This is a genomic window from Tolypothrix sp. PCC 7712 (assembly GCF_025860405.1).
GTDB classification, from domain to species: Bacteria; Cyanobacteriota; Cyanobacteriia; order Cyanobacteriales; family Nostocaceae; genus Aulosira; species Aulosira diplosiphon.
In genome coordinates this window covers 604,147-626,017 of the sequence record NZ_CP063785.1, presented here as the reverse complement: position 1 = coordinate 626,017, position 21,871 = coordinate 604,147, and the positions used below count along the sequence as shown (strand labels likewise).

19 protein-coding genes are annotated in these 21,871 nt (G+C 40.6%); 11 read left to right on the top strand and 8 right to left on the bottom strand.

Going from position 1 to position 21,871, the window contains the following annotated elements; genetic code table 11:
- Positions 1-25 precede the first annotated feature (25 nt).
- From HGR01_RS02380 to HGR01_RS02360, 5 genes are all read right to left on the bottom strand, one after another.
- Positions 26-535, bottom strand: a complete 510-nt coding sequence (locus HGR01_RS02380; RefSeq protein ID WP_045871858.1) for a glycosyltransferase — start codon at positions 533-535, stop codon at positions 26-28.
- Positions 532-936, bottom strand: a complete 405-nt coding sequence (gene pssD, locus HGR01_RS02375) for a PssD/Cps14F family polysaccharide biosynthesis glycosyltransferase (protein ID WP_320076071.1) — start codon at positions 934-936, stop codon at positions 532-534. The genes HGR01_RS02380 and pssD overlap by 4 nt, the downstream gene beginning before the upstream one ends.
- Positions 937-2,546: 1,610 nt before the next feature.
- Entirely contained in the window at positions 2,547-5,849 is a 3,303-nt protein-coding gene (locus tag HGR01_RS02370; protein ID WP_052335278.1) for an ATP-binding protein, read from the bottom strand.
- 108 nt (positions 5,850-5,957) lie between these two features.
- Positions 5,958-6,086, bottom strand: a complete 129-nt coding sequence (locus HGR01_RS02365; protein ID WP_255325260.1) for a hypothetical protein — start codon at positions 6,084-6,086, stop codon at positions 5,958-5,960.
- The gene (locus tag HGR01_RS02360; RefSeq protein ID WP_045871856.1) at positions 6,076-6,918 is read right to left on the bottom strand and encodes an alpha/beta hydrolase; all 843 of its coding nucleotides are present in this window, start codon (positions 6,916-6,918) and stop codon (positions 6,076-6,078) included. The genes HGR01_RS02365 and HGR01_RS02360 overlap by 11 nt, the downstream gene beginning before the upstream one ends.
- Positions 6,919-7,220: 302 nt before the next feature.
- On the opposite strand from HGR01_RS02360, the gene HGR01_RS02355 reads away from it, so the two are divergent.
- Positions 7,221-8,210, top strand: a complete 990-nt coding sequence (locus HGR01_RS02355) for a lysophospholipid acyltransferase family protein (protein ID WP_369792188.1) — start codon at positions 7,221-7,223, stop codon at positions 8,208-8,210.
- 205 nt (positions 8,211-8,415) lie between these two features.
- On the opposite strand, the gene HGR01_RS02350 is transcribed toward HGR01_RS02355, so the two are convergent.
- Complete coding sequence (locus HGR01_RS02350) at positions 8,416-8,823, bottom strand: DUF6335 family protein (RefSeq protein ID WP_369792187.1); 408 nt, start codon at positions 8,821-8,823, stop codon at positions 8,416-8,418.
- Positions 8,824-9,167: 344 nt separating this feature from the next.
- Between HGR01_RS02350 and HGR01_RS02345 the strand changes: the two genes are divergently transcribed.
- The 7 genes from HGR01_RS02345 (at position 9,168) to HGR01_RS02315 (ending at position 15,322) form a co-directional block, all read left to right on the top strand.
- Entirely contained in the window at positions 9,168-9,569 is a 402-nt protein-coding gene (locus HGR01_RS02345; RefSeq protein ID WP_045871854.1) for a DUF2267 domain-containing protein, read from the top strand.
- Positions 9,570-9,656: 87 nt separating this feature from the next.
- Positions 9,657-10,754 (top strand): DJ-1/PfpI/YhbO family deglycase/protease, encoded by a 1,098-nt coding sequence (locus HGR01_RS02340; RefSeq protein ID WP_045871853.1) that lies wholly within the window; start codon positions 9,657-9,659, stop codon positions 10,752-10,754.
- Between the two features lie 221 nt (positions 10,755-10,975).
- The gene (locus tag HGR01_RS02335; protein ID WP_045871852.1) at positions 10,976-11,677 is read left to right on the top strand and encodes an SRPBCC family protein; all 702 of its coding nucleotides are present in this window, start codon (positions 10,976-10,978) and stop codon (positions 11,675-11,677) included.
- A 92-nt stretch (positions 11,678-11,769) separates the two neighbouring features.
- Complete coding sequence (locus tag HGR01_RS02330; protein WP_045871851.1) at positions 11,770-12,966, top strand: zinc-dependent alcohol dehydrogenase; 1,197 nt, start codon at positions 11,770-11,772, stop codon at positions 12,964-12,966.
- Between the two features lie 53 nt (positions 12,967-13,019).
- Positions 13,020-13,577, top strand: a complete 558-nt coding sequence (locus HGR01_RS02325) for a hypothetical protein (RefSeq protein WP_045872117.1) — start codon at positions 13,020-13,022, stop codon at positions 13,575-13,577.
- Positions 13,578-13,796: 219 nt separating this feature from the next.
- On the top strand, positions 13,797-14,966 hold the full coding sequence (locus HGR01_RS02320) for a zinc-dependent alcohol dehydrogenase (RefSeq protein ID WP_045871850.1): 1,170 nt from the start codon (positions 13,797-13,799) through the stop codon (positions 14,964-14,966).
- Positions 14,967-14,980: 14 nt separating this feature from the next.
- Entirely contained in the window at positions 14,981-15,322 is a 342-nt protein-coding gene (locus HGR01_RS02315; RefSeq protein ID WP_045871849.1) for a cupin domain-containing protein, read from the top strand.
- A gap of 1,046 nt (positions 15,323-16,368) precedes the next feature.
- Here the strand turns inward: HGR01_RS02315 and HGR01_RS02310 are convergent.
- Complete coding sequence (locus tag HGR01_RS02310; protein WP_045871848.1) at positions 16,369-16,626, bottom strand: hypothetical protein; 258 nt, start codon at positions 16,624-16,626, stop codon at positions 16,369-16,371.
- An 83-nt stretch (positions 16,627-16,709) separates the two neighbouring features.
- On the bottom strand, positions 16,710-16,898 hold the full coding sequence (locus HGR01_RS02305; RefSeq protein WP_168161001.1) for a hypothetical protein: 189 nt from the start codon (positions 16,896-16,898) through the stop codon (positions 16,710-16,712).
- A 1,251-nt stretch (positions 16,899-18,149) separates the two neighbouring features.
- Between HGR01_RS02305 and HGR01_RS02300 the strand changes: the two genes are divergently transcribed.
- The 3 genes from HGR01_RS02300 to HGR01_RS02290 all read left to right on the top strand — a co-directional run bounded on the left by HGR01_RS02300 (position 18,150) and on the right by HGR01_RS02290 (position 21,861).
- Entirely contained in the window at positions 18,150-19,568 is a 1,419-nt protein-coding gene (locus HGR01_RS02300) for an HlyD family efflux transporter periplasmic adaptor subunit (RefSeq protein ID WP_045871847.1), read from the top strand.
- 238 nt (positions 19,569-19,806) lie between these two features.
- Positions 19,807-20,961, top strand: a complete 1,155-nt coding sequence (gene devC, locus HGR01_RS02295) for an ABC transporter permease DevC (protein WP_045872116.1) — start codon at positions 19,807-19,809, stop codon at positions 20,959-20,961.
- Positions 20,962-21,126: 165 nt separating this feature from the next.
- Positions 21,127-21,861: a DevA family ABC transporter ATP-binding protein gene (locus HGR01_RS02290; protein WP_045872115.1), complete on the top strand. Its 735-nt coding sequence runs from the start codon at positions 21,127-21,129 to the stop codon at positions 21,859-21,861.
- Positions 21,862-21,871: the final 10 nt, after the last annotated feature.

Genomic DNA, 21,871 nt, shown 5'->3' with positions numbered 1-21,871 from the left:
AAATAACTACAAATAGATAATAAGCTTACGAAACTAACTGAATAGTCTTATTCTTAGGAGGATATTGTGTCAACAGGTAATCTGTTAGCCTAGGATAGGCAAAGATTTTTTCTTGAAAGTATGGTGGTGGTTCGACAATAGCCTTCTCTAATTCATCTAACGATAGAAAGCTTTTGATCCCAAATTTCGCAACGCTTCGAGCAAATAACAGCTGATGGTCATCAACATGTTCTCCGTAGCGTTTGAGTCTTGGTAAAATCACAAAACTTGCACCTTTAGCTGCTAGCATCTTAGTTGAACCTTGCCCAGCATGAGAAATAACTAAGCGAGAAGCATCTACCAACTTCACTAATTCTTGGGCAGTAATCGTTGGTTCTAAAGTTACAGAAGACATTCCTTTTAATATAGAAACGTCGCTAGTCCCGTATTGCAAAAACACAGATTCAGAAATTACGCCACGTTCTATTAATATCTTTAACCACAATACAGCACGGTCAAACGGAAATGAAATAGTTCCTAAGGTCATTAGAATCATGATGCATATCCCTTAAAAATTGCTTTAGGGTATTTCTGGCAAAGTTCAGCCCATTGAACATAAAATTCATCAGATATTGGGTAGACCAATCTCCCTGAAATACTTAATTCATTAGCACGAGAGATACTTTCGATGTAGATGAATCGAATCCCTAAAATCTTAGCTACAAAGGCAAAATTTATAGCAATACTAGCTCCAGTTGAAATAATTACATCAGGTTTTTCCAAACGGATAAATTGGAAGGTTTTGGGAATATTCTTGATTAGAGCTAAAATATCTCTGGGCGCTTGATAAGGCAACCAATGTACTTTCTCACTCTCTTCAAGAATTATTGTATCGCTCTTGCGATCACTCACCCATACTCTCTCATGCATTGACCAAAAAGACTGCAAACTTCTCATGGTCGCAAAGTGACCGCCAGAAGTACATACCAACATTATTTTCATCGTCTCTAATTTAGACCAAACAGCACTCAGGTGAAAGGAAAAATGAATATTTGAAACTTATCTGGTTTGTAAAAATTACACAACCAAAAAGTTAAGTAATCTCAGTTTTGACTTCGACGTGATTAGTTAATTACCAAACATGAGTTTGTTGCCAATATCTAATTTTTCGATGTTCACCAATAATGTAACTATTAACCATTAAGGGTTAACAATAATTCTTTCTGCTTTGCTTTCCATGACTAAAAAATATTCAAGCACAAGCAAGCTTGACATCAAAAGTATATAGCCTACAAAAAGCTGCCTTGATGCAATGAAATCAGAAACAAAGGTTAATTGCTACCTCAATTGTCTAATCAACTATGTAGCAAATCACCAATATTCCTAATTAGATTATTTAAATTAAATAGTTGGGAAAACTGATGAGTACGTCTCTTACGAGTCCAAAGCATTTAAATGTAGAGGCACACCTATTTATATGTGATGTATTACTTGGATTTAAAAGCTTAACACTTTCTTACACTCTATAACACATCCCAGATATTGAGCTATCCTATATGATTTGTGACAATTATCTATGTATGAAAAACCATACATATAAAAAACAGAAAAAAGATAAGTTTACGTAGTTTTGCACATCACATGAAATTGCCAAACAATTTCCTATGTTGACTACTGGTAATTTATAACTAAATTACCCCAAGCAATAACTAATTTTCAAAATCCCCGATTAAAATCGACATTAAAGTCGAGGTAGATAGGTGATGCAACCGTAATAATACTGAAACTTTTAGTCTGTTTTTTACGTGATTTACTTATTAGTTATCATCGATTAGTCATGTTAAATTTGCAACTAGTTTCCCCGTTTTTTATAAAAAGTTCAAATTTTGTTTACACAAGCATTATAATTATTGGTGTTCTATGCTATCTCATCCTCTTAAAATCATCGAATCTCTTGTGATGATGGTAATTTCAGGTTTCAGTAACTGTAAAGTAAAAATAATAACTTAAATTACTTGAGTGCGTAAGAGATACTGATCAGGCACTTATTGATACTATGCTAGAAGCTTTGATACTTCTTGCAGAATCCTTCATATTTATAGCAATTGAAAATTTGTCTTGATTTTACCTCGGATACACCGTCTTGAATCTGACCAGTGTGATGCAAGGATGGGGGTATACTTTACCCCCATCTCAATACTTGTCGGTTAAGAGCAAAAGAGGAAGGGGAAAATGGGCAAGAAAAAACCTTTAACCCTAACCCTTTCACCTTTTCCCCAAACCAAATTCCGAGTTGAAAATCCTTAACCGAGCAGTATTGACTCCCATCCTTGCACCTGAATAGATTTTTTCTTCTGAGAATCCAGAGAAGGTTATACCAATTCAAATAATGTTTGCTACACATCAATATATTCTAGAGGGCAAGGCATTGCCTTGCCCCTACAATCTCTCGCATTCTTTTTTCAAATTGGTATCACCTTTGATTTTTCAGCCAACCCTGCTGGGATTTAGCATCTGTCGCAGTCTTTTTTCAAATTTATATGAGTTTGAGGTAGATACGATCGCAATTATTCACGCTGAACAATTTGCGCGATCGCCTGGATTAACTCGTCTGGATCAACGGGTTTGGAGAGATAGAACTGAAAACCAGCTTGCAGAGCCTGCTTTTTGTTCATATCCCCAGCGTAGGCTGTTAAAGCGATCGCAGGGATTTTTCCCCCTTGTTCTCTAATCTCGCGGATTAATGTATAGCCATCGATTTTTGGCATTCCAATATCCGCTAGCAAAATGTCGGGTTGAGTTTGCTGGAGTAGCTGTAATGCTTCTGTGGCAGAAGATACGGAGATAACGTTAGCGCCTGCTTCTTCTAAAATAAAATTAACTAAGTCTAAATTATCTACTTCGTCATCTACAGCTAACACCTGAATTCCCTGCAAACTCAGGCTATCTGTTATTGATTGTTCCACTGCTGTTTTTAATTTTGGTGTCGGTAATAAAGGTAAATTAACGCTGAAGGTAGCACCCTGTTCTATACCTGGACTTTCGGCTTTGACAGTTCCGCCATGCAGTTCGACAATTTGTCGGACAATCGCCAATCCTAATCCTAAACCCCCAAAAGTTCTGGTAATACTGCTATCAGCTTGCCGGAAATAATCAAAGACGTAGGGTAAGAATTCTGGGTTGATACCTCTACCTGTATCTATAACTTGAATTTGCGCCTGTGAACCATTTTTCTCTAAACGAATTTCTACCCTACCCCCTGTAGGTGTGAACTTCACTGCATTTGAGAGCAAATTCCAGATAACTTGTTGCAATCTTGCTGCATCACCTAATACCTGTCCAACATCAACTGCAAAATCAGTGTGGATGGGAATTGTTTTAGCTGCGGCTGCTAAATGTACAGTTTCTACAGCTGCGCTAATAATCTCTTTCAGGTCAACAGCATCAGAATTTAAACTGAACTTACCCTGTAAAATGCGCGAAATATCCAAGATATCGTCAATGAGCTGGACTTGTAACTTGGCATTGCGCTCGATGGTTTCTAGCGCTACGGCTGTTTTATTGGCATGAAGATTGCCACTACGAAGTAATTTAGTCCAGCCAAGAATCGGACTTAATGGTGTTCGCAGTTCATGAGAGAGGATAGCGAGAAATTCGTCTTTTGTGCGGTTGGCTGCTTCTGCTGCGGCTCTAGCGCGTTTTTCGGCTTCGTAAAGTTGGGCACGAGCGATCGCACCAGCAGCTTGTTGTGATAAAGCTAAGATAAATGCTCGCTCATCTTGATTAAGTGCAGAAAATTCTTGAAACCCAAGGGTAATTCCTCCCACTGCTCGACCTTCCAGCATGAGGGGTAAGGAAATCCAAGCAGCATAATCATAATTAGCATAGATATCTGCCAGATGCGGATAGCGCTTGACTCGCTGCTCTATCGACTCTTCCCAAATCGGTTTGCCAGTACGCACTGCATCCGATAGGGGAGATGATACATTAATGGCAACTCTCTGCCAACTTTTGACTACTTCTAGCTGAAAACCGATAGAATGAATGATTTCTAATTCCTGGCCATTTTCACAGACAACTGCTACTAAAGCCGCAGCCGCATTTAAAACAGCAAAGCTTTGTTCTACAATTACTTCTGCAACTTCCGTTGGTGTCAGCGATTCCGAAAGGGCGGTGGTAACTAACTGTAAACTAGCGTTACGGTTAGCAGTTTGCTTGACTTGTTGGTAAAGTCGAGCATTTGCGATCGCCATCGCTGCTCGGTCTGCGATATCTTGAAATAATCTGCGGTCTTCGTTGCTATAAGGTTCTCCAGGCCTTTCCCGCGAAATGCTCAGAGTGCCAATAATTTGTTCTTGTACCTGCAACGGTATCATTAACAAACTGTAAACGCCGTAGCGCTCGACATAGGGTAAATATTCTCGCTTAATAGATTTACGAATTTCTTCTGGTGAAGCAACTGGCAAAAAAATCGTTTCGCCTGTTTGGGCAACAAGTCCACTCATGCCATCATCAATAGAACGCCGTTGAGCGAGTAGTTCACCGATAAATTCCCGAATTTCGGGATTGACATGGTAAGAAGAAACCGTATCTAGCCAAAGTTGATCCTGAGATAACAAACTCAAGACACAGGAATCACCAGTTAAATTGCCAATCAGTTGAGTGATGGTATCCAACAAAGTTTGTAAATCTAACCTAGCGGCGGCAAAAGTTTGCGATGCTTGCGCCAGAAACTTTTCTCGTTGTTCTATGCGTTTGCGATCGCTAATATCCTGAAACACCATCACACAAGTTGCCGGGCGATCGTACATTGCAGGTAAAGTATCAGCATGAACCAACAATGGGTAAACACCAGTTGGGGTATGCCAATTCAACTCTGCGCCTTGAATTGTTTCGCCTAGGGTGACGCGGAATGTCGGCAGTTGCTCAGATGGGATCAGCTTTCCTGTAGCATCGGTACAGTAAAAGTCCTGATCGTATATTCCAGAGGGGCGATCGCTATACATTTCACCTCCTGCCATTGCTTTTGCAGCTTTATTGGAGAAGGTAAAACAAGTAGTATTTGGGTCAATAAATACCAATGGAATCGGTAGCAAATTTAGTACCGCCTCCAGCCATTGGCTTTGATTAGCTTGAGCTTGAGCTTGCTGTTGAAATACTTGTTCTAATTGCTTGCGGTCATTAATATCAGTGGAAGTACCATACCAACGGGTAATTTTTCCTGTGCGATCGCGGTTAGGAATTGCCCTTGTCAAGTGCCAGCGATAAGAGCCGTCAGCAATTTTCAAACGACATTCTATTTGGTAATCGTTACCTGTAGCCACTGTTGCCATCCAGGTCTTGATACATTGTTGTAAATCCTCTGGGTGAACTAATGGATACCAACCATTAGCTAGGAGTTGTTGCAAGTTGACACCAAAGGTATCAAGGGCCTGCTGGTTGAAGTATTCTAATTCCCCATTCGGTTTACAAGTCCAAACTATATGAGGGATGACATCAAGAACTTGCCGAAACCAATCTTCAGCTTGCTGCCCATTTGCCGTATATGTACTGCTAATCTCTGTATTGTCAACCTGTACTACATTCAGTATTGCATCGGCAGTGTGTAGGCATAGCCCGTCGTAGACATCGCTATTATGGAGATTTAGTAGCGCTGCAACTGTGTCATTACTTTTGGCAACATAATTATCAGCAGTATCAAGTTCTAAACTCCGGGCAAAACGTTCTACAAGTTCAGAACGAGAAATGCCACGTTTATGTGCCTCCTGCTGTAATAGTTGCCAAGCCGTCTTCGTCAACGATAGGTTAACTGCCTGCTTCGCTTCTAATCCCCAACTTTGGATAAACTTACCCCTCTTATCACGCTTCACAGAGGCACTACCCGTATACCTATATGGCTAAATTTATTAAATCACACAGTTTCATTTAAGAAATCTGACTTAAAGTTTTGCGATAACCTATCTATAGGAAGATGACAGTTAAAAAAGGGGGTTTGTCATTTGGTAATGGGTAATGGGTAATGGGTAATGGGTAATTATTTCTCCCTCATCCCCCTCATCCCCCTCATCTCCCTCATCTCCCCCATCCCCCTCATCCCTAATCCCCATGACAGTCTAGCCAATTTTGCAAATCAGCCACTACCTCTTTGTAATTGATGTCATTGTGTAACTCATGATACGCCCCGGGATATACAATCCGCAGCTTATCTTTGGCAGAAACTAAATCGTAAAATCTCTCTCCTCCTTCTGGTAAAGCTACCTTATCAGCTTCGCCGTGGAGAATTAGTAGCGGTAATTGCCACTCAGGAGCATGAGTATAAATCCAATCTACGGTAGCTAAATACTCCGTAGCTAAACGCGCAGTTCCTAAAGTATGACGTAGGGGGTCTTGGGCGTAAGCAGCTAAAATCTTTTGATCACGGGAAGCTGAAGACAAATCCAGACCAGTACTGAGGCTGAACTGCGGCCAGATGCGGGAAAGTAACTGACCTAAAAGTAGGCGGAATTTTGACACACCTACTCCCAAAGCAGGTGCTAAAGCGATCGCACCTTTTAATGTAGATACTTCATTGGGATAGTGCAAAATATAGTCTAAGACAACCACTGCACCTAAACTTTGACCCATAATAAAAAGTGGAAATCCTGGCTGCTGAATCTCAATTAACTTGATGAAAACTCTCAAGTCTTCACGAAACTCAGCCCAACTATTAATATGGCCTCGCTGTCCTGGGGAACTTCCATTACCACGCATATCAAAAGCGTAGATAGCATATTGTTGAGGTATCAGTTGGTCAATAATATTTCCAAATCTGCTACTATGCGCCCCCAATCCATGCACAATTACCAAGATTCCCTTTAATTGACCTTCTGGAAACCAGCTTTGGTAATAGAGATCAAGCTCACCCAAACCTTTGAAAGTATCTTCGCTATGGTACACCATTTAAATTTGAGATTGTAGTTATCAGGACTTACGCGACTGGTACATCTATCTTCTTGTGTAAGAGTCAAGGATTAAAAATTCAAGTTTTTTTGACTTTTGACTTTTGAACGCCAGTTCACTCAACGGAGGGAACCTCCGCACGTGACTGGCTCCCCTTGACAGCCTCAACGAAAAAATATGACATTTGCGTAAGTCCTATTAATATTTTTATAACCAGAGATTAGTTAATAATTGCACAACAAGAACTAAGATTTATTTACAAATTCAATCAGGCTATTATTCACAATATTTGTAGTGAAGTTGTGACTCAAGACTACACAGAAGAGAACAATTCTCAGATATTTGCAAAAGAAAAATCTAATTCCCGAGAAAATCAAACACAACTACCCAACGTACCACCCTTGACTGCCCAAAGCATTAACCGAGTACGAGAGGGTTTAGCTGCGGCTGTCGATCCTGCTGTGCGCCAGCAGATTGCAAAAACGCTGCAACAGTTAACAGACATGACTTCCCAGTATCCAGAACCGCGAGTTAACCCTGGAGTGCGTCGTTTAGTGTTGCGATCGCTAATTCATACTTTTTTTCAAGTCCAGGTAGAATACTTAGAAAGATTTCCTCAACAACCAGCAATTTTAGCCGTCAACCATCTCCACCATATTGACCCCTTTCTGTTACTCAGCGAAATTCCTACCGCACCTTACTACTATATTTTGGGTGATGCTCGTACCCTTTATAACAAGTGGTGGAAACGCTTCATTTTAGGATTTGCTGGTGGTGTCATCCCTTTAGAAAGGATGTGGAAAGAAGAATTTGCAGTAATTGCAGAGGCGAAAGCTGGACGAAAAGAACTATTAGAATTAGCGACAGAAATTGAACAGAATGTTCCTAAAGGTACAGATATTCAAACATTAAGACAAATCGATCGCATTGTGCTGACAATTTTGACTCGTGGTGATGGGATAGTTTTATTTCCTGAAGGACGACTCGGAGAAACTGAAGGAAATTTACACCTTCCTTTGAAGCGAGGAACTGTAATTTATGCTCTAAAATCTGGAGTACCAATTGTACCAGTAGCGCTGATTGGCACTCATAATCTTTACTTAAGAAAAAAGTTCACTATTAGATTTGGTCAACCATTATATTTTGCTCAAAATCCCATACCCAAACGTCAAGAAGTTGAGCAAGTATTGTTGAAATTGCAATCTGAAATGCAAGCTCTTTTACCAACAGATTATCAAGAACCAACTGGGCCAAAGTTATTATGTAATTTCCTCAATCACTTATTTTGGTAAAGATTTCTTTAGGGACTTCCAGACATTAAATTATTCAATCAGCAAGGGCGAAGATATTGAGCAAATTCTTTCTCTCCCTCTGCTACCCTAGCGATAGAATATTTTTTAGGTGGAAGTCCCTAATACCTGAGCCGCTACGCCTCTACGGAGGAAACCTCGCAAGAGACTTTGGATTCTGGCGAGAGTTAAACTACACAACAGCGAGCTATTTTCGTTGTTGATAATCTTCAGAGGACATCGGATCTAATTCCCAACGGCGATCGTCACGCTCTTCTAAGATATCGTTAGTGCGGAGGAAAGAGCGATCGTCCATTTCTAATCCTACTGCAGCTTCCAAATCTTCAGTGACGTTTTGATCGGGAGTGGGAGCAGTACCACCCACTGCTTCATCCCCCACAGCATCCGCATCTTCCCAATAAGCATCAACATCACCACCAGTCAGTTCAGGACTAGTTTCTGTATACTCACGCCGTTCTGCTTGTATGGAACGCCCACCGATATTGTACCCTGGCAAGTCTTTCACCCCAGTACCGTAGGATTCGGTGATTGCCTGAGGCAAATCATCAGAGTTGATTTCTTGGTTATGATTTTCTTCTGCCATAATGCTAGTCATTTGGTGCATCTTCACCATAACCTTTTACTAACAGAAGCTGTGTCTAACCAGGGATGTATAACTTTAGAAATAAAAGAATCTATCCCTTGGGAACGAAGATAATTCCAGATTTGAACAATAACCTTGTAAATATGAATTCATGGTCAAACCCCGTGTAGTTGAAGTTATTAGTTATGAGTAATAAGTTAATAAAGGAAAAATTTGCTTAGTGGCTTATTACTTATAACTAATTTTTATTCAAAAAATTAACAATATATTCAATTAATCTTTTTTGAATTTTCTTGTTGCTCTCAACTACCTGAATGCTAATTCACAGCATGAATGGGGAAAAACGGAGGTAGAAAGTGCAATACGAAGAGTTTATTACCCACGTACAAAGCCTGGCTCTATCAGATTCTCGTGTAGAGGCAGAACGTGCTACCCGTGCGACATTAGAAACAATTAAGGAAAGAATTCCTGCAGATGAAGTACAAGCATTAGCAGAACAGTTACCTGGAGAAATCAGGAAATATTTAGAAACAAGTCAAGGGCAACCAGGACAAAGTTTTAATCTGCAAGAGTTTATTAACCGTACTAGTCAAAAAGAAAATATTGAACCTACAACTACCGCTATTCATGTGAGAGCAGTTTTTGCTGTGCTACAAAATGCAGTTGTTCCAGAAAAGTTTGCTAGTTTTCATGGTTATTTTTCTCACGATTACGAAGAACTCTTTACTAGCGTCTCAAGTAGTGAAGTTTCTACATAGAAAATATCTCCCATAGGGGATAAAAAAATTAACAAAATTGTTAACTATTTTAGGTAGCCGAATTTACAGTTACATAGGAAAAATTAGATGGCACACACTAACAATCATTCTGCTAAGAAAAAGGTGGCAATTCTCATAGAAAATGGGGTTGAGGATGCAGAATTTACTGTTCCTTACAATGGCTTAAAACAAGCGGGGATGGAGGTAGTAGTCCTCGGCGGACGCATGAATGAGAAGTATAAGGGAAAACAAGGTAAAGTTAGCATCCAAGCAGATGCTACCACCACAGAAGCGATCGCATCGGAATTTGATGCTGTGGTAATTCCTGGTGGTATGGCTCCCGATAAAATGCGTCGCAACCCCAATACAGTACGCTTTGTACAAGAAGCTGTACAGCAAGGAAAATGGGTAGCGGCGGTATGTCACGGGCCACAACTGTTAATTGAAGGCGATTTACTTCAAGGTAAGCGCATCACGGGTTTTAGAGCGATCCGCAAAGATATTATCAATGCTGGCGCAGATTTTAAAGATGAGGCGCTAGTAGTGGATGGTAATTTAATTACTTCCCGTGAACCTGGAGATTTGGCGATTTTCACCACAGCGATTCTCAGCCGTTTGGGTTACGGTGGTAAAGATGCGGCATTACCTAGCGAGAAGGATACAACTGCAGAATGGTGGAAGCTGGCTGATGCTTGGGGTGGCTCAACCAAAGGCGATATCGTTAAAAATTTAAATACGGCTTTGGCTGGTGAGCGCTATTCTTTGGAAGCATTAGAAAAATATCTTGAAAAAGAATCTAACACAGAAGCGCGATCGCTGTTTCAAGAACTCATCGGTACTAAACAGCGCCATATCCAAATCATCGAAACCTATCTCGACAGGCTAGGCGAAAAACCTTCCTTAGCTGTAAATGTCGCAGAACAATACGCCAAGGTGAAAACCGCCTTAACTGGAAGTGATGATATATATCAAATCCGTTCAGCTTTGGGCGACTTACAAACAGGTATTGGCGACATTGGCAATTTGTGGGCGAAACTGACAGATCCGGTAGCCACCGCTATTTTCAAAGAAATATATCAGAATTTGTTGCAATACGAACAACGATTGGTAGGGCTGTATCGTAACGCTTTAGGTGCTGAAGTTAAGCCACCTAAGCCAACTACAGGCGCAGCTACCGCTATGTAAATTCTGCTTGAACCACAGGAGAGGACACTTTTCAGCAGGGATAACCCAAAGTGGAAAGTGTCCGTTACGCAAAGAACTAGAGAGAGAAGAGAGCCTTTGCGTCTTCAGTGGTCATTTTACAGTAATCAGGAGAAAAATGACCAATAGTTAGTTGATGGTACAAGCCTCCGGATTTATCTGTGGAATCAATCGAAAATCCCAAATCTAAAATCTAAAATTGTATGACTGCAACTCCGGGAGATCAGATAAATACCAATCAGGGTGAAGCCAGTGAAGCCGAACGTTGGGCTTCTTTAATTGGTGGCGGAGCTATGGTGTTAATGGGTTTAAAGCAAGGCTCTTTGCGAGGTGCGCTAACGGCTTTGGCTGGTGGCGGTTTGATATATCAAGGTGTCACCAAACAAAGCACAATCCAGCAAGCACAGGAAATTGTGGGGATGAATAAACCGATCAAAGTTGAAAAGACAGTAACTATCAATAAATCGCCAGAGGAACTGTACCGCTATTGGCACGACTTTGAAAAACTGCCCACATTTATGAAACATCTCAAATCTGTGAAGGTGGACAACGAAAAACGTTCTCATTGGATTGCCAATGCACCTTTAGGTAACAGTGTGGAATGGGATGCAGATATTTTAGAAGATAGAGAAAATCAGTTTATTTCTTGGGCTTCCGTAGAAGGCGCAGACGTGGATAATTCTGGTTTTGTACGCTTTCAAAAAGCACCAGGCGATCGCGGTACGGAAGTCAAAGTAGTTCTAGAATATAACCCCCCTGGTGGAGCTTTAGCAGCTGTATTCGCCAAACTCTTTGGTGAAGAACCAGAACAACAAATTGGCGATGATTTACGCCGCTTCAAAATGCTGATGGAAGCTGGAGAAATCGCTACTACAGAAGGTCAACCCTCTGGACGGAGTCATTAGTGTTTGTCACTTGTCTTTTGTTCTGTGTCATTTGCAATCTACACCAATGACTAATGACTAATGACCAATGACCAATGACTATGGACTAAATTATGAAAGCTGTCTGTTGGCAAAGTGCTAATGAAGTCCGGGTAGAGACAGTACCAGACCCCACAATTCTCAACCCGCGTGACGCAATTATCAAAATTACATCCACAGCGATATGTGGCTCAGATTTACATATTTACGGTGGCTATATTCCCACAGTGCAAAAGGGTGACATCATTGGTCACGAATTTATGGGGGAAGTAGTAGAAGTAGGTAGTGGAGTCAACAATTTAAAAGTAGGCGTAGACGCGAAGCGGCTTCTCCCTGGAGATCGTGTCGTTGTTCCCTCCACAATTGGCTGTGGTCACTGCAACTATTGCCGACGTGATATGTGGTCGCTGTGCGATAATTCCAATCCTAAAGGTTGGATGGAAGAAAAACTATACGGCAATATAACCTCAGCAATTTACGGCTACTCTCATCTGTTAGGTGGTTATGCAGGTGCACAAGCCGAATATATACGCGTACCTTTTGCTGATGTGGGTGTAGTGAAAGTTCCTCCCGATTTACCGGACGAGATGTTGTTATTCATCTCCGACGCGATTCCCACCGGCTATATGGGAGCCGAATTATGCGATATTCAACCCGGTGATACCGTAGCCGTCTGGGGTTGCGGTGCTGTCGGACAGTTTGCCATGATTAGCGCCTACATGATGGGTGCAGAGAGAGTGATTGCGATCGATCGCTTTCCTGAACGTCTAGAAATGGCGAGAAAGTTTGCCAAAGCAGAAACGATTAACTACGAAGACGTTGATGCTGGCGAAGCGTTGAAAGAGATGACTGGTGGCCGTGGCCCCGATGCTTGCATTGATGCAGTGGGTTTAGAAGCACATGGTGTAGGTCTAGAAGACTTCTACGATCAGACAAAACAAAAGCTGAGATTAGAAACCGACCGTCCCCATGTACTACGGCAAATGATGGTGGCTGCACGTAAAGGTGGCACTCTTTCCATTATGGGTGTTTACGGTGGATTCGTAGACAAAATGCCCTTTGGTGCAGCGATTAATAAAGGTCTAACCTTCAGAATGGGACAAATGCATGGTCAGAAATATATGCATCGGTTGCTAAATCTCATTTTGGATGGAAAACTCGATCCATCTTTTGTTGTTACCCATCAATTACCGCTAGAGCAAGCACCCTACGGTTACGAGATTTTTCAACAGAAAAAAGACAACTGTATCAAAGTTGTTCTTAAACCTTGAAATAGCTTTTAGCTATTAACAACCTACACATTGTAATAAAATAGAGGATGTCTATGACACGTGTATTTGCTTGGGTACAAAATGTACTAGTCCGCCGGATTGCGATGGTTTTTCTATTAGGTTTGGCGTTTTTGGGAATGCAGTTTTTCGGCTACAGTAATGGAATGCAAGCACAAGCCGATACTGTCAAAACACCAGAGGGAATCTATTATAAAGGCACACCCGATAACATTGGTAGCGGCAGCAGTGGTGGTAACTTGATAGACAAAGCTGTAGATAGCCTCAAATCAAATTCTGGCGATAATATCAGACGGAATTTCAATGACGATCGCAGCTCTTACGATAGCCGAGGATACTATGGCAATACTTCTAGCAATAGTTCCAATCGAGGCAACATTGGTGAGACAGTAAAAACACCAGAAGGTACCTACTACAAAGGCACCCCCGACAATAACCTCATTGAAAATAGCCAAAATAAACTAGGTAAAGCTGCTAATAGTATCCGCGAAAAGCTCAACCTAGATGAAGATACTCCTCAAGCTACAAAAGACTTTGTTGGTTCCATCAACAACAAAGTTGGAGAAGTAATCAATTCCGGTTCTAGAGACTAAATTATCTCTCTTAAATTTTAGGTATTGCCCACCATAACAATCAGCTAGATAGCATTCAAATTGTATAGTTAGGTCGGGCAATATACCCACAAAATAAGAGATTGTCAGCAATTGTAGAGACGCGATTAATCGCGTCTCAAAGATTAATTGCATCTCCAAGATTAATCATGTCTCCAATTCTGACAAAGCACAAAGTTTAAAAGCTAAGGATTAATAATTATGAAAGCAGTTTGCTGGCATGGAGCAAACGATGTGCGGGTGGATACAGTTCCTGACCCCACACTGATTAACCCCCGTGATGCCATTATCAAAATTACCTCCACAGCAATCTGTGGGTCAGATTTGCATCTTTACAACGGCTATATTCCCACAATGCAAAAGGGCGATATCCTGGGCCATGAATTTATGGGGGAAGTCGTTGAATTGGGGAGTCGTGTAACTCATGTGAAAGTAGGCGATCGCGTCGTTGTTCCTTTCACTATTTCCTGTGGTTCTTGTTTCTTCTGTCAGCGCGATTTATGGTCTTTATGCGATAACTCTAACCCTAATGCTTGGTTAGCAGAAAAGCAGATGGGCTATTCACCATCAGGTCTATTTGGCTACTCTCATTTGTTGGGCGGTTACGCTGGTGGTCAAGCAGAGTATGCCAGAGTACCTTTTGCGGATGTCGGCTTGTTCAAAATTCCCGATGGTTTAACCGATGAGCAAGTACTATTTTTAACCGACATTTTCCCGACTGGTTACATGGCAGCAGAAAACTGCAACATCAAACCAGGTGATGTTGTCGCTGTGTGGGGTTGTGGCCCAGTTGGGCAATTCGCCATCAGAAGCGCATTCATGTTGGGTGCAGAAAGAGTGATCGCCATTGACCGCATCCCCGAACGCCTCCAAATGGCTAAAGACTATGGCAAAGCCGAGATTTTAAATTACGAAGAAATGGATGTAGGCGAAGCACTCAAAGAAATGACCGGTGGTCGTGGCCCTGACGCTTGTATTGATGCTGTGGGAATGGAAGCACATGGTACAGATGCAATGGCGGTTTACGACAAAGTCAAGCAAGCAGTACGTCTAGAAACAGACCGTCCCACAGCTTTAAGGCAAGCAATTGTCGCTTGTGGTAAAGGCGGACACCTATCTATACCCGGAGTCTACGGTGGCTTTTTAGACAAAATACCTATGGGTGCTGCCATGAATAAGGGTTTGACTTTCAAAATGGGACAGACTCACGTTCATAGATATGTCAAACCACTGCTAGAACATATCCAAAAAGGTGATATCGATCCGTCGTTTATCATTACCCACCGCCTACCTCTCGACCAAGCACCCCACGCCTACGAAATTTTCAAACATAAAAAAGATAACTGTATCAAAGTTGTACTCAAACCATAAGGAATTAATGGAATATGAGTGATACCAGTGTTAAAAAAGTAGACTCAACTCATTCTCCTAAAGGTAAACTCGGCCAAAAATATCTTGCATCTGGCAAGACTGTGGCTATGCGGATGTGGGAAAACGAACAACCCAGCGAAGGAAAACCACCAGCATCCCGCGAATATGAAACAGTTGGTTATGTAATTAACGGTCGTGCCGAGTTACACATTGAAGGGCAAACAATTTTATTAGAACCAGGCAATTCTTGGGTGGTTCCTAAAGGCTCAAGCCACACTTACAAAATTTTAGAACCATTTACCGCCGTTGAAGCGACTAGCCCACCTGCCCAAGTTCATGGACGGGATGAGAATTAGGGATTGGGGACTGGAGACTGGGGACTAGGTATTTGGAAATAGTATTTTCACTCAGCACTGTACTCTATCTTCTTTCATAAAAATTTAACCTCAGATCAACACAGATTTGCACTGATAAATTCACTAGATTTATCGGTGTTTTCTTGTGTGTATCTATGGTTCTAAATATTCAATATTAAGTACCTAAACAAAAATATTTACAGTCATTGCGAGCGAAGCGAAGCAATCCCAGCCCTTGCGATTGCTTCATTTCGCTTCCCTTCTCCTGACGGAGACGCTACGCGAACGGGACGCTACGCGAACGCTACATTCGCAATGACATTGTGTAATTAATTTTGTGTAACTACTTATTGAGTCTGTTACTATCAAAAACCCAGAGGTTTAATAGAGGCTATCATTGATGAATAGACCTCTAATTTGGCTTTGGAAGCAGAATAAAACCTTCATCATTTCCCCCTATTTGTAGAGAATTGGGGGACTAATTTTTTATGAGAATTAATACTGCGATCGCCTAAAATCTGCTGACAATATTTTCTTAAAATTACATACTTAAAACAACAACACCCAAGCTCTTACTAACTTAGTTATTTCCTCTCTTTTCTCAGAAACATTCAGGGTTGTACCGATTTAACTCACGCTCACCGTGATATTCTAAAAATCAGTTACATAGCCCTCTTTTAGAATAATTTGAGGAAATGTAAGCGTTCGATTTGGGTGTTGTTGTCCGTTGACGAGACAGATATTTAAACAGTGGTTTTACCTCTTTCTTTGTTTAACTGTTGGATCTGCCAGGGAAGCTTCTTTCGCTTCAATTAATAAGTTATCACTCTTAGCTTAAGGAAATTACGATTGCAACTAATGTTTACTTGTATAGAAGTTTTTACTTGCATTATGTAAAGTAGTTTGAATTACAAGCCAGCCTTTCTTGAGGGCTTAAATAACTCCAAAATTTTGGAAAAATTGAGCAATTTTAGTAAATTTCAACTAATTCAAATCTTAGAGAACAACTCAGTGTCATAAATGCCTTGCTCAGGCTCAAGCCTTGGCTACTTAGCGGTAAACTCGCTAATATGCAGTACCACTTCGCCATGATCTGGAATCCACGCTAACCACTCATGTTTAGAAACCGCACACAATAACAGTGCTTCGTCAAAACTATATGGATTAGGAAGTTGTAACAGCTTTACCCAGCGAGATGCAGAAACCTGCTGTGACTGCTCTAGAGTACAAGCTTTACTGATACAATTCAAATTCTGCCTTTTGAAAGGCACTGCAAAACCTGGTCTATCAAAATCTAGTTTCATGACTAATGGGCTAGTGGCAAATTAATTCTGTATCTAACAATACAAAATCAATATTACTCTTGAAAAGTAAACTTCTTATAACTTTACGTTGTACGTGAGTTTGTGCTGCTGTTGCAAAGCGGAACGTTCCAGTTCTCTAAAATCAGCAACGGTGCAACTGCTGCTACAGGAGTTTTGAGACATCGATTGCACACAAGCGATCGCATCTCCTCCCTTTCCATCACAAATGCAACTATCCCTACTTTTCCCAATCCCCAATCCCCAATCCCCAATCCCCCATCTGTAGGTTCTGTTACGTTTTCCGCCAAGTGATAAAGGTAGAATTCATTTAACCAAAGTTTGATGGAGTAAAAACAGCAGCAGAGAGAACAGCTAAGTTTTGGGAATAGACATCAAAAGAAAGTTGGTTTTCTTGGTAAAGATAGCAACAAAATCTGCTCAATAGTTAACTAGAAACATTAAGGAAAATGTGATGTTAGGAACACCCTACTTTGATATAGCAGTTATGATTCATAATTGAAATCTGCTGCAAAGTTAATCAACTAGCTGGAAGAGTTCAGATCACATAAATCTCAATTATTCATGAAAGGTAAGGTAAATTACTGGTTAGGTTTAATTAATTATATTGAGCAGCATCATGCCAGTAATTTTGTCTTAGCTTGAGTGATTTTCTACTTTATAACCATCACACTTCACCGCATCCACTTAAATCGCGGCAAGCAAGTCGCTCCTTCAAAATTCAAATTTCGACAACATTCTATTCCAGGCTTGTGCTCTCTTTAGTAAAGGTAAAGCTATCATTGATCAGTAAATAGACTAAATTACTGAAAGACAAGTTAGCTGCCTACTAAAAACCCGCTTTAATTAGTTGTCTACCTCATTAATTATGTTGGTTATTTTCTTAAATTTAGAAATCGCTTCTTAAAACAGAATTTTAACCAGCATAATTCATCTGACAAAATATCGTTCTTTATCGCCTTGTTTTTGATGATTTTGTATTCAGTACTGACCTGTTTAAAACTTCAAAGCAAAAGTACTGTCTATCAAGTTATTCAATCATCAAAATTAACGTTATAAAGCACAAATTTAATGGCGCTTAATACCAATTCTCAAAAATTCGGCATCAAATACAGCACAATTTGGTGAGGTACAGATAATTGTCAGGACACAGCAGTGCCCATTGGTGTCAACTTAACGTGAAACCCGCTTGGCGACAACGTTCTCCCCTTACCCCCAGCCCCTCTCCCACCAGGAGAGGGGAGCAAGAGATTTAATTCCCCTTCTCCCCCAGGAGAAGGGGTGAGGGGATGAGGGCGAGGGTTTTTGTACAACACGCGCCGTATATAGCTTTTAGCTTAAGTTGACACGTATGAGCAGTGCCGTGATCCGAAGCGCGAACCTCATTTACCTGAAATAGGCTGTAAATACAATTTGGTGTTGTTCATTACGAACTACGAATTACGAATTGGTATAACTCGCTTTTCACTTCTATCAGCAAAATTCAGATAAACGGGCAATATATCATGTCAAGGGTGACTGAGAAGCCAAAGTCAAGGGAACAGCCGCTCGATCAACCTAAGGTTTTATGGAGCATAGCTGTGGCCCTACCGATAGTAATCGCTGCTGGTGTATTAGGTACAGCTAAAGTTGAACAGTTGAGAAAGTTAGCTTCATCTGTACCCATTAGACCGATGGCGAATACTGTTACTGCTGTCGGTCATATTGAACCACGCGGAGATGTAATTAAGCTATCTGCGCCAATGGGGGGAATGCAAGCTTCGTCGCGAGTCCAAAAACTGCTCATTAAAGAAGGCGACAAAGTAAAACAAGGTCAAGTATTAGCAGTTTTGGATAATCACGATACCCAACTAGCTGCATTAGAAGAAGCAAAAGCAAAATTGCAAGAATCCCGTGCTAATTTAGCGCAAGTTAGAGCAGGTTCACCCAGAGATATTCAAGCCCAAAATTCTGTAATTGCTCGTTTAGAAGCTCAGTTACGTGGTGAAAGAGATGCACAGCAAGCAACGATCGCACGCATTGCAGCTCAGTTAAGTGGCGAAAAAATTGCCCAACAAGCAATGGTTAATCGCCTAGAAGCTGAACTAAGCGGACAAAAAGATACTTTAAGAGCCACCCTTACACGCATTAAAGCTGAACAGCAGAATGCTCAAGTTGATGCTCAACGTTATGAGATGTTGTATAAAGAAGGTGCTATTTCGCAGCAAGAGCGAGATAGAAGACGCTTGAGTGCGATTACTAGCAATCAGCAGGTAGTGGAAAGCCAAGCAAGTCTCAGACAAGCGATCGCCACAATCAAACAACAGATTGCAGAAGCGAGAGCAAATCAAGTAAAAACTTTATCGACTTTGCAACAGCAACTTGTGGAAGCAAAAGTTAACCGCGATAAAACTGTAGCTACTTTGCAAAGACAAATCGATGAAGAACGAGCCAAATTCAAGCGATTGGTAGAAGTGAGTCCTACTGATGTGCAAATGGCGCAGGCTCAAGTGAGTAATGCGATCGCAATGGTGAGAAAAGCTGAAGCCGAACTGAAATTGAGCTATGTGAGAGCGCCTATTGATGGTGAAATTTTAAAAGTTCACACCAAATCAGGAGAAGCCATCACCCAAATGGGAATTGCGGAAATTGGACAAACCGATCAAATGTTTGTCATTGCTGAAGTAGCAGAAGACAGTATTGGTAGAGTGCGTCTTGGACAAACTGCAACTATATCTAGTGATAATGGGGCCTTTGTTGGCGAACTTAAGGGAACTGTGGCGGAAATTGGCAGAAAAATCGGTAAGAAAGATGTTTTGAATACAGATCCAGCCGCCGATGTAGATGCCAGAGTGGTAGAAGTGAAAATTGCGATCGCGCCAGAAGATAGTACCAAAGTTGCAGGTTTAACCTACGCTAAGGTTGTTGTAGAAATTAACAATTAAATAGTTGTAATTGTCAAGGGTTGCTGTTAGTTATTAGCTGAATCAGCTAATCATAATGTGCTGGATTGCCCATATTTTTTGAGTTAAATATTATCTCATTTAATTACTCTATGGTGGCGAATGCCTACCATATCCTGAGTTTGCTGGAAAAGACTTAGGTCTATTTCCTAATTGAAAAATTCATCTTATATGGCTAATGATTGCTGAAAAAATTGCTAACTTCTTATCTACCTATTTAATGAACAAAAAAATTCCTTTATCATGGCTACAATTGACACGGGAAAAAACCCGTTTGGCTGTAGCTTTGGCAGGGATTGGCTTTGCTGATATTTTAATGTTTATGCAGCTTGGTTTCCGAGATGCTTTGTACTATAGTAACGTCCGTTTACATAGCAGCTTGGAAGGCGACATTATTTTAATTAATAGTCAGTCTAATGCTATCTTGTCGATGAGGAGTTTTTCTCAACGACGTTTGTATAAAGCTTTAGATTTACCAGCAGTTAAATCAGTACATCCTATCTATTTAGATTACACAGCCTGGAGAAATCCAGAAACAGGTCGCCCTCGGAGTATTCTGATATTTGGTTTTAACCCGGAAGTTAATATTTTTAACTTACCCGGAATGGTAGAAAATTTAGATAAACTTAAACTCCCTGATGTAGTTTTATATGACCGTTCTTCTCGGGTAGAGTATGGGCCAATTGCTGCTGATTTTGAGCAAGGTAAAAATGTCACAGCAGAAGTGAGAAGACGACGGATAAAGGTAGTAGGTTTATTTACTTTAGGCGCATCTTTCGGTGCGGATGGTAATTTAATTACTAGTGATGTTAACTTTTTGCGAATATTTAATAATCGCCAGCGCGGTTTAATTGATATTGGGGTAATTAAGCTCAAGCCTGGTGCAGATGTGAACGCAGTTACTCAAGAATTAAGAAATTATTTACCTCAAGATGTTAATGTTTTAACCAAGCAACAATTTATCGATTTTGAGCGTAATTACTGGGCAAGTAGTACTGCGATTGGTTTTATTTTTACTTTAGGGACAATTATGGGCTTCATTGTAGGAACCGTAATTGTTTACCAAATTCTCTATACTGAAGTTGCCGATCACTTGGCTGAGTACGCGACTTTAAAAGCAATAGGTTATACCCAAAACTATTTATTAACAGTTATTCTACAAGAAGCTTTCTTATTAGCTGTGATTGGTTATATACCTGGATTTGCTTTTGCATTGTTTATGTATTCTACTGCTAGAAATGCTACATTACTACCAGTCTTTATGAGCATTGATCGTGCTATTTTAGTACTATTTTTAACAATAGTAATGTGCTTTGTTTCTGGTGCGATCGCAGTACGTAAGCTACGTTCAGCCGACCCTGCTGATATCTTTTAAGTAATTAAATATTAGCTGTATAAATTTAGAAAGTTTTCAATACTAAAATCATTATAAATGCTCAATACTTATCAAAAATACTATTTTATAATCGATGATTAATAACTTATTTTGTTACCTACAGTTACCTTCGTAAACTCTTAACATCCAGCTACCCACTTTATGATGCGACAAGAACCTGTAATTGCTATTAAAAATCTCAATCATTACTATGGTAGAGGCGCACTGAAAAGACAGATTTTATTTGACATTAATCTAGAGATTTATGCTGGGGAAATTGTAATTATGACCGGGCCATCAGGTTCAGGTAAAACTACATTACTGAGCTTGATTGGTGGGCTACGTTCTGTACAAGAAGGTAGCTTAAAATTTCTCAGTGAAGAATTATTAGGTGCCAGTCAAAATCAGTTAGTGCAAGTCCGCCGGAAAATAGGTTATATTTTCCAAGCTCATAATTTACTAGGATTCTTAACTGCCAGACAAAATGTACAGATGGCGGTAGAGTTAAATGACGAAATTGCCCAAAGCGAAGCAATTGCTAAATCAGAAGCAATGCTGACAGCAGTTGGGTTACAAGAGAGAATTAATTACTATCCAGACAATCTTTCTGGTGGTCAAAAACAAAGAATTGCGATCGCTCGCGCCTTGGTGAATCATCCTCCCCTTGTACTAGCAGACGAACCAACAGCAGCTTTAGACAAACAATCCGGACGGGATGTTGTAGAAATCATGCAACGCCTTGCCAAAGACCAAGGAACGTCTATTTTGTTGGTAACACATGACAACCGCATTTTAGATATAGCCGATCGCATTGTAGAAATGGAAGATGGGCTTTTAGCTCGCGATTCTCAAAGTGTAGTCAGCCATTACGATTCTGGCTTGAGAAATCAGAACTCATAAAGTAGAAAGA

What these genes read in the sequence shown, in the direction of transcription:
- HGR01_RS02365 (WP_255325260.1), bottom strand. Translation starts at nt 6,086, where the DNA reads ATGGGGATTAGGGATGAGGGGGATGGGGGAGATGAGGGAGATGAGGGG.
- HGR01_RS02340 (WP_045871853.1), top strand. Translation starts at nt 9,657, where the DNA reads ATGGCACACACTAACAATCATTCTGCTAAGAAAAAGGTGGCAATTCTC.
- HGR01_RS02320 (WP_045871850.1), top strand. Translation starts at nt 13,797, where the DNA reads ATGAAAGCAGTTTGCTGGCATGGAGCAAACGATGTGCGGGTGGATACA.
- HGR01_RS02310 (WP_045871848.1), bottom strand. Translation starts at nt 16,626, where the DNA reads ATGAAACTAGATTTTGATAGACCAGGTTTTGCAGTGCCTTTCAAAAGG.
- HGR01_RS02360 (WP_045871856.1), bottom strand. Translation starts at nt 6,918, where the DNA reads ATGGTGTACCATAGCGAAGATACTTTCAAAGGTTTGGGTGAGCTTGAT.
- HGR01_RS02290 (WP_045872115.1), top strand. Translation starts at nt 21,127, where the DNA reads ATGCGACAAGAACCTGTAATTGCTATTAAAAATCTCAATCATTACTAT.
- HGR01_RS02315 (WP_045871849.1), top strand. Translation starts at nt 14,981, where the DNA reads ATGAGTGATACCAGTGTTAAAAAAGTAGACTCAACTCATTCTCCTAAA.
- HGR01_RS02380 (WP_045871858.1), bottom strand. Translation starts at nt 535, where the DNA reads ATGATTCTAATGACCTTAGGAACTATTTCATTTCCGTTTGACCGTGCT.
- HGR01_RS02330 (WP_045871851.1), top strand. Translation starts at nt 11,770, where the DNA reads ATGAAAGCTGTCTGTTGGCAAAGTGCTAATGAAGTCCGGGTAGAGACA.
- devC (WP_045872116.1), top strand. Translation starts at nt 19,807, where the DNA reads ATGAACAAAAAAATTCCTTTATCATGGCTACAATTGACACGGGAAAAA.
- HGR01_RS02335 (WP_045871852.1), top strand. Translation starts at nt 10,976, where the DNA reads ATGACTGCAACTCCGGGAGATCAGATAAATACCAATCAGGGTGAAGCC.
- pssD (WP_320076071.1), bottom strand. Translation starts at nt 936, where the DNA reads ATGAGAAGTTTGCAGTCTTTTTGGTCAATGCATGAGAGAGTATGGGTG.
- HGR01_RS02350 (WP_369792187.1), bottom strand. Translation starts at nt 8,823, where the DNA reads ATGACTAGCATTATGGCAGAAGAAAATCATAACCAAGAAATCAACTCT.
- HGR01_RS02300 (WP_045871847.1), top strand. Translation starts at nt 18,150, where the DNA reads ATGTCAAGGGTGACTGAGAAGCCAAAGTCAAGGGAACAGCCGCTCGAT.
- HGR01_RS02325 (WP_045872117.1), top strand. Translation starts at nt 13,020, where the DNA reads ATGACACGTGTATTTGCTTGGGTACAAAATGTACTAGTCCGCCGGATT.